The organism is Stenotrophomonas sp. 05L413, from assembly GCF_056397945.1.
The window spans coordinates 1-8,113 of record NZ_JBFTOL010000013.1 but is presented as its reverse complement, the minus strand read 5'-3'; the positions used below and the strand labels follow the sequence as shown (position 1 = coordinate 8,113).

General features: G+C 56.6%; 9 protein-coding genes and 1 pseudogene. All 10 read right to left on the bottom strand.

From position 1 onward, the window contains the following. Positions 1 to 467 (bottom strand): hemagglutinin repeat-containing protein (locus tag AC1DIQ_RS18905; RefSeq protein ID WP_478050594.1); only part of this gene is annotated, 467 nt, incomplete at its 3' end. A 172-nt stretch (positions 468 to 639) separates the two neighbouring features. Then, on the bottom strand, positions 640 to 1,164 hold the full coding sequence (locus tag AC1DIQ_RS18900; protein ID WP_478050593.1) for a contact-dependent growth inhibition system immunity protein: 525 nt from the start codon (positions 1,162 to 1,164) through the stop codon (positions 640 to 642). 1 nt (position 1,165) lies between these two features. Next, positions 1,166 to 1,522, bottom strand: a complete 357-nt coding sequence (locus tag AC1DIQ_RS18895; RefSeq protein ID WP_478050595.1) for an endonuclease toxin domain-containing protein — start codon at positions 1,520 to 1,522, stop codon at positions 1,166 to 1,168. Positions 1,523 to 1,817: 295 nt separating this feature from the next. Further along, on the bottom strand, positions 1,818 to 2,144 hold the full coding sequence (locus AC1DIQ_RS18890; protein ID WP_121036598.1) for a hypothetical protein: 327 nt from the start codon (positions 2,142 to 2,144) through the stop codon (positions 1,818 to 1,820). Between the two features lie 165 nt (positions 2,145 to 2,309). Then, positions 2,310 to 3,396 (bottom strand): annotated as a pseudogene (locus AC1DIQ_RS18885) (IS3 family transposase). Positions 3,397 to 3,895: 499 nt separating this feature from the next. Then, on the bottom strand, positions 3,896 to 4,372 hold the full coding sequence (locus AC1DIQ_RS18880; RefSeq protein ID WP_147433817.1) for a hypothetical protein: 477 nt from the start codon (positions 4,370 to 4,372) through the stop codon (positions 3,896 to 3,898). Between the two features lie 307 nt (positions 4,373 to 4,679). Continuing rightward, the gene (locus AC1DIQ_RS18875) at positions 4,680 to 5,504 is read right to left on the bottom strand and encodes an IS3 family transposase (RefSeq protein ID WP_478050592.1); all 825 of its coding nucleotides are present in this window, start codon (positions 5,502 to 5,504) and stop codon (positions 4,680 to 4,682) included. Further along, on the bottom strand, positions 5,504 to 5,818 hold the full coding sequence (locus AC1DIQ_RS18870) for a DUF1153 domain-containing protein (RefSeq protein ID WP_121042179.1): 315 nt from the start codon (positions 5,816 to 5,818) through the stop codon (positions 5,504 to 5,506). The genes AC1DIQ_RS18875 and AC1DIQ_RS18870 overlap by 1 nt, the downstream gene beginning before the upstream one ends. 91 nt (positions 5,819 to 5,909) lie before the next feature. Further along, a complete protein-coding gene (locus AC1DIQ_RS18865; RefSeq protein ID WP_121044669.1) occupies positions 5,910 to 6,191 on the bottom strand; it encodes a YrhB domain-containing protein in 282 nt (93 codons plus the stop codon). A gap of 12 nt (positions 6,192 to 6,203) precedes the next feature. After that, positions 6,204 to 8,113 (bottom strand): toxin glutamine deamidase domain-containing protein (locus AC1DIQ_RS18860; protein WP_478050591.1); only part of this gene is annotated, 1,910 nt, incomplete at its 5' end.

The following is an 8,113-nucleotide window of genomic DNA, read 5'->3' as shown; positions in this document are numbered from 1 at the left end:
GAGCTGGTGCTGTGCTGCATCTGGTTCTGCAGGTCGCTGAAGGTCAGCGTCTGCGCGGTCAGTTCACTGTGGGTGGCGTTGGTGCTGGCAATCGCACCGCCCACCAGGTTCACGTGGCCGGCATCGACGTGGTAGCCGCCATCACCGGCGAACAGGCCCGACTGCTGGCCCACGCCCTGATAACTGCCGTTGGATTTGCCTCCGCTGGCGTAGCCGTCGGCACTCCAGGCGGTGCCGAACGACACCTGCACCCGGCCGCCCACCTGGCTGTTCTTGGACATGCTTTCCGCCACGTCCTGCAGCGACTCGATGGTCAGCGTGCCGCCGGCCTTTACATCGATGCGGTCGGCCGTCGCGGTGGCACCGCGCAGGGTGGTGTCACCCTCGGCCTTGAGCGAGATGTTCTGGCCGGTGAGCGTGGTGTTCTGCCAGGTGGTGCTGTTCGCGTTGGACCTGCTGCTGCCCACGCTCGCTTCAGCGTAGACATAGAAGCCGGAGAACGAGCGTGATTGTCTGTGGCGATTCCTTTGCAACACTCGAGTTGGACGGGCGCGGCACCCCAAGGGGCCATGTGACCCACATCAGCCCGGTCCTACCAGCAGTGGCCGCGCCCCGATGGCAGATAGATCTGCCCCATGTTCAACTACAGCGTGAAATAGCAAGGCGAACGCCGACGCCAATCTCTGAAGGAGTGCTTGTGGCGCTCAAAACGACGTTCTGATCTTCCGGCAGTGCTGCCCATGCATCGAGCTTTTCTTGGACGGAAGGGGATACGACTATCTGCTCGCGAATGCGCTCGGCATGGCAGCTGGATACAGACTTGAACAGCGCACGCTTGTTCTTGTACCCCAATTGACGCACAACGTCGTCAATACATGCCTCGTAGTACTGTCCGTTCAATTTCAGGTCGTACAGGTCCTTGTCAAAGGTCACGTCCGGATGGATCCAGACGTCATGACGAGGCGCGGCGAGAACAAAGCGGCTTGCATCCAGCGCTCTAAGAAGGGCCTCACCGATTAGGTGATCTTCGGCGCCGCCATGTAACAAGATTTTTTCCCCCAACGGGTCCCATCGCATACTTCGGTAGCCTGAAAGGGTATGCACAAGAATGAAATCCTTCCCACTCAATATGACCGCGGACGGTCTCTTTTCAACGTCATTCATATTACTCAACCGTGGTGACCTTGACTGTAATTCCCTTGAGCTTGCCGTATTCCACGGCCTTCATAACCTCATCCCACTGAGCCGACCCGGTGTTCTTTGGAATTGCCACATGGACCTCACGCTGCGTTATCTGCGATGCGGACAGGCTTACATTGCTGAGCCGGTGTCCAGTAAAAGCGGCTGCATCGTCAATATTTCCCCTCAGGGTCGTAAAGATCTGCCGCGGATTGGTCAGTCGGGAAAGCGTGGTTGTATCCAAAGTTTTCGCGCTGATTGCCAAGCCAGTCGCGTCATCGAAGAAATCGAACGTCTTGAAGTTGGGTGGTAACCTGGCTTCTTCCGGCATCAACTTCGCCAGATAGTATTCCTAGGGCATGGATGCCCTTGCCCCATTGCATCCCTGTGCGACCAGGCCGACGTTCTCCACGCCAACTGGGCCGCCGACCCGTCCGGCCTGCACTGCCAACGCGCCGGCGGTCTCGGTCAATACAGGCGTACCAATAGTGCGCCCGCAGCCGGTTCCACATGGCGACGGGCCTCCTTGGGCCTGAGTGTCGCCGAATATTCTAGTTCTGGCTGGTCTGAATTATTGGGAGGAGGTCATCATCATCACACTGGCAATTGGAACGCCGACTAGGTGTTCCGTACATGGCCTATCGATTGGACCAGGTGAACACCCACGCCAGTGTATCGAGCGAGAGTCCGTCCAGAGTTGGGCGTGTAGCAAGCATCTGCACTTTGACCCAATCACCAACGGATTCTAGGGATTGAGTTGACCAGTCCGGACGAAGCTGCCCAAGCTCGCTAACCACTTCTTCGATCAACTTCTCCGAATCACGCAGGCTCTCTGAACCTACCAATTCCTCCAAGCGTTCCCTGCTGGCCTTCGGATACGCTTCAAACCCGAATCCATAGTAGGCAGCAAAAATGGAACCTATACTTATTTTCATTAGGCTCATAGTGTCTACTTTCTTGACCAAACCAGCTTATCCTTACCAGTAGAAGGGTCGACTGTCATGATCTTATCAACTTTTGGATTCTGCTTAAGCGCTGGCAGCTCGAACGTCTCCCAGATGTTGCCTGGCCTAAGGTTGGGCCCGACTACTGTGTAATCCCCCCGCTTTTAGCGGTCGCCAAAAATGGAACTACGCTGCCAGTGCAAGCTTCTGCACTGGCGTGATGCCGCCGAGCGCCATGCTTGGGCGCTCGTGGTTGTAAGTCCATAGCCAACGAGTGGTGATTTCCTGGACCTGTTCGATGTCATTGAACAGATGCTAGCAAGCCAAGCGTGACGCACGGTCCGGTTGTAGCGCTCGATGTAGGCGTTCTGCTGAGGATTGCCTGGCGGGATGTAGAGCAGCGCAATGTCTTGCCGCTCGGCCCATGCTTGCAGCGCTCCGCTGATGTACTCGGGCCCATTGTCGCAGCGTATGGCGCGGGGCTTTGCGCGCCATTGAATGACCTGTTCCAAGCTGCGGATGACGCGCGCCGCAGGCAAGGAGATGTCGACCTCCATCGCCAGTCCCTGGCGGTTGAAGTCATCCAGTACGTTGAGCATCCGGAAGCTGCGTCCATCAGCCAGCTGATCGTGCATGAAATCCATCGACCATGTCTGGTTGACCGCCTCAGGCGCGGCCAAAGGCTCCGGCACTTCCCGGACGATGCGCTTGCGCGGCTTGATGCTCAGATTCAGCTCCAAATCGCGATAGATCCGATACACGCGCTTGTGGTTCCAAGCGAAGCCCTTCACGTTGCGTAGGTGCAGGAAGCACAGCCCAAAGCCCCAATCGCGGTAGGCGCTGGTCAGCCTGAGCAACCAGTCGGCGATGATCGCATTTTCTTGGCAGGCCTTGGCCTGATAGTGGTAGCAGGTCTGACTCACCTCGAACGTCCTGCACGCATGAACGATGCTGGTGATGCCTGCCTGGACCGCCCGTCTGGCCATCTCGCGACGCTGAGATGGCCTCACCATTTTTTTGAGAGCGCTTCCTTCAGCAGCTCGGCACTGAGCTGCGCATCGGCGTACATCTTCTTCAGCCGCCGGTTCTCGTCCTGCAGTTCTTTTAGCTGGGACACCATGGACGCATCCATGCCGCCGAACTTGCTGCGCCACTTGTAGAACGTCGCTGAGCTGATGCCATGCTGTCGGCAAAGGTCCGGGACAGGCGTGCCGGCCTCGGCCTGCTTGAGTACGGCGATGATCCGGCTGTCTGTGAATCGTGATTTCTTCATGGGATCTCCTCGGGTTAGGTTACGAGAAAATTCCACTTCTGGCTGCGGCTAACCTGCGGGGGGATTACCTTTCCTTACCACCCAAAAGAGCGACATATGAAAGCCTGGTGCGATGCCGAAACTTCGTTTCATCCGTTGAAACTGGATCCACGACTTTCCTATACTGTCGAAACCACCGCTGGCAGTAGATGATTTCATGCTGCATCGACAAAGTCTCCTGTTCGAACCCTCTAGAAGAGTTGTCACCTCTTCACCCCGAAACTGGAAGTTCAGGAGGCCGGCGAGGTTCGATTTTCCATTCTCCTCGCAACAGAATAGATCCTCGATTGAAATATGACCGGGAGATCGGGAACGTGGTCAGCTACTCGCCTATCCTCTCATGAACGAGATATTGCAAAGGAGCATGCGCCAAGCTCCAGCGGTCAGAACGATCTCCACAGTGGCATCGGCAAGGTGAGTTCCGCAAATTTCCATCAAATTCTAGAAATTGTGCGGACCACTATAACCACTCCTCTCTGGCCAGACTCTCAAAATCACCAAAGTCAGGCATTTCGATAAAATGGCTACTTGCATCATATTCCTTACTAAGCTCACGAGACTCATTTGTACTGAAGTCTGTTTCCAGAATCGCAGCTTCTCCGGAAACCGAAAATGAGTAGGTTTCGCCGTAAATAACGGATTCACTTTCGATAGAATACTTCCTAAATGTAGCCAAACTCAGGAAAATTCTTGAGCCGCCCATGAACTCAAACTGATAGCTCAAATACTCACGGCAATGCGCATCCAAGAATCCAACTAATATTACTTTCTTATCCAACAGCATCTGAACATATGCCCGAGGAGCATCCTCAGGCCCTAGCAGTGCTGCGTATGAAAGCCCGGCATTATGCAGCCTCTCCGCCTCTTCCGCGGACATTGGATTTACAATTTTCTTGTATCTTCGAAACCACTGCTGACAGTAAATAATAGAATCCATTATCAATACACCCTCCCATTTGAATCTCTAATTGTAACATTTCGACGCGCCGCGTGATCTAGAATAGACTTTGGAATCGGCTTCAGCTGCGGAGGAATCTCCAAAATTAAATCCCCTACGAGCCGCTTCCCCGCCAACGTTCCACTCGAAGGCACGTTGGCAATGACAGCGCCGGCAGGATATTTTGAGACAGCTTCGTTTATATATTTTATTGCGGTGGCTTCATTGATGTTCGACAACTGCGTGTACTTGGGGTTATAAGAATCCAGTCGGGTGTAGTGTAATGACCCACCGGTTTCTGCTCAGGTCATGCGGTTAATGTAGCGGCATAAGCCGCGTCCGGGGTCATCATCTTCAGCGCCTGATGTGGGCGCTGTTGGTTGTAGAAGCCAATCCAGTCGCCAATGATCCGCAGGGCATGGACTTGGCTCTCAAAGCGGTGGCGATGCACGCACTGCTCCTTGAGTGTCCGGATTACGCGCTCCACCATCCCGTTCTGCTGCGGGCAGTGCGGCGTGATGAATTCCTGTTTCAGGCCGTAGCTGCGCACCAGGCGCGTGTAGTCACGGCTGGTGAAGACCAGACCGTTATCCGAGCGCAGCAGGAAAGGCTCCGGCACACGTCCCAGCGTGCCAAAGCGGGTGATCAAGGCCTGCTCCAGAGCGGCACCGGCAGTGCTCGCCTTGCCGGTGCGCGACAGGTGCCAGCCCAGCAGCTGCCGCGTGCTGCAGTCGATCACCAGCGCCAGACTCAGCCAGCCGTCCTTGCCGCCCCATACACGGCACAGGTCCGTGGCCCATCGCTGGTCGGGTCGTTCGGCACGAGAGACCTTTGCCTGGATCCTGGGCCGTTGCCCAAGTGCGCGCTTGCGCACCTGCCAGCCCTTGAGCTGGAAGATCCGCTGGACGGTGTTCTTGTTCATGCCCAGCAATGCAGCCACCGTGCGGTAGCCGAACGACGGCTCCGCCTCGATCATCTCCTTGATCGGCTCGGCAAGCTCCGCTTTGACCTTTGCAGGCGAACGGGTCGGCTTGTAGTACGTCGTCCGCCGCGCCACGCCGAACCACTGGCACAGCTTGGTCATCGGTATCGCTACACCTTCGTCCTTCAGCCCCTGCTGGACCGAGAGCATCAGCTCTCGTCCTTTCCCAACAGGGACGCCAGCTTTTTTCGGGCGCGGATCTCCAGCATGGCCTCGCCGTAGGCTTCCTGCAGGTCTTTGAGCTGGCGCTCATACTGCTCGCGCACGTCCTCCGGCTTGGCCCGCAGCGCGTTCTCCATGCCGCGCTTGCCATCGTCCACCCAGCTCTCGATCTCCGCCGGCGTCAGGTCGAACTGGCGACTGGCCGCAGCCACGGTGGTCTTGCCCTGGATGATCTCAAGGACCAGTGCCGACTTGCGACGGGCCGTCCAACGCTTGATCTCTTCTTCCATCACTTCGCTCATCGGTGTCTCCTTCGGGGAAAGTAACACCTGAGCAGGAAATCAGTGGGTCATTGCATCATCTGATTACGCCAGTCCTTTAAGAGAGACCGAGTCAAGCTATTCTCGCTCTTTTCTGTTCCACGTACTCATTTAGGTATTCCTCCAATGGTCTAGCTGTGCCAAGTACCACAAGCTCCCCAGAGTCCCTATCAATCAAGAAGGGTCCATTACCCGCCAATTGTGCAGAAAAGTCCCCGGTCTCTAAAAACTCTTTTGACTGGTAGCAGAAGTACCAACCTTCCTGGAACTCACCCTCAAGGCAAATCTGGAGCGGAATCTCAGACTGCCCCAAGTACTCAACAGCTTGCGATAGAGCCCGGCTGTATGTGATCACAACTCACCTCATTTACCTTGTCTTTAGAAGATGCAGGGTTTTGAACTTGCTCAAATCAGCAGCCTTACCTGTCTGCCCATCAAGGAAGCGAATTACCCCGTTCTGATTGACGACATTGAATACATGACCAGTCTGTCCTGGACCATACGACCCGTAAATTATGCCTCGAGATCCAGTTCCAGAACGCAACATTTGTTGGACGATATCATCGGGTTGAGTGATGGGGCCGAACTTTGATCCGTATTGCTTTTCCAGAACGCTCAACGGGACGCCGTTTGTGTGGTTGATTGGGAGTGCTGATGCAGGATTTCCTGCCAAGGTTGAGTCAGTGGCGATGGAACAGTTCACGCAATTGTGAGTTCGACCAAAGGTTGGATAGCCAGGGTTAACATCTCGTATCGAGCCGGCAGCCTCATCAGCTAGCCCGCCCGCATTTCGAAGATTGATGTCGCTTGCTACCTTGCCGCTTCTCCAAGCCGCGCCGAACAGGGCCAAGTCGATGCCCGCGAGATTTCCGAGCTTGTAGCCTCCGGCTTCGATTGGGTTGCCTGCTGTGTCTCCAAAGATCGGCGTTCCCACAATCATGCGTTCGTATTTGAACTCACCCGTGACAGGGTCACGATGATATTGAGGGGCCAGGGCTATATCTCCCAAGGCGAGCGCATAGCCCAATGCTCCCGTTACGAGCTCGGACGCGGTATCTACTGCCCCCATCCCCATTTGCATGAAGAATGAGCCTGTCCCTCCCCTATACGGTTTGCCGGCGGCAGTCTCGAGGAACCTCATGACAAGTTCCTTGCTTGCCGCTTGGTCAAGACCCAAGCCAAGTTGGCTCGCATCGGTCTTCCCATATGCCCATGCCTGAGCGAACTGAAGATCACATGCGCCGTCAGCTTGCTGACATGTCGCCAACATCTCCTTGCCCTGCAGTTTTGAGACCTTAGCCCAGCGCTCACTTGCCGCGTTCTCACAGGCTTCGTTGCCGTTGCACTCCTTGCGTTCCTCAGCCAATGCAAGAAGCTGCTTGGCATCGAGATAGTTGTTCTCAACAGAGTTCTTCGCGATTCCAGCAGCCAATGCAGTGCCTGCAAGCCCATCACCAGCGCTGCTTCCCGCCACCGCCCCGACCGCCTGCGACAACGCCAGAATCGTCTGCTTCTGCTGATCATTCAGCTCGCCGGTGTAGCCGGGATACAGCGCCTCGGTCAGCAGCTTCGCCGCCAGTTCACCGCCGGCCGCTGCGCCCGCACCGGTGGCTGCGTTACCACCGTTGGCCTCGGCGAGTAGCGCACCCAGCAGCGCATGAGAGAGCAGCTGCAACGCGGCGTTCGGATCACTGCCGTGGTTCGTATCGAACTTGTCGCCGATCAGCTGAGCGGCATACGGTGCCAATGCATTGGCCGCAACCTGCCCGCCGCCTTGGCCCGATACGACGCTCACCAGCAGCGTAGTCACTGCTTCCAGCGCGCGGCCATTCTGGCTGCCGATGCCCCAGTTCTGCTGCTGTGCCACGGCGTCGCTGTAGCTGTACGGGAACCTGGCTGCGAGCTCATTGGACTTGCCTTGCGCGCTCTGACTCTTGAAGCGATCCTTCTCCTCATCGGTCAGGGTAGAGAGATAGGAATTCTCCAGGTCCCGCATTGCCTGGTTGCCGATATCCCCAGCAATCTGCTTGCTGGTGGCCATCACCGTGCCCATCGCATTCGCCATCGCCTGCTGATTGGCCAGCTGCAGCTCGGCATTGGGCATCGCCTCAATCGCGCGGTGCGCCGTGGCAGCATCGGTGTTCACGCCCAGCTCGGCGGCGGTCACCTTCTGGCCGCCGATGACGATGTTGCCCTCGGTCAGCGTGGCGTAGGTGGTACTGCTGTCGCCGCCCTTCTCGTTCATCGGCACGCCACCACCGAAGTTCGGGGTGGCAC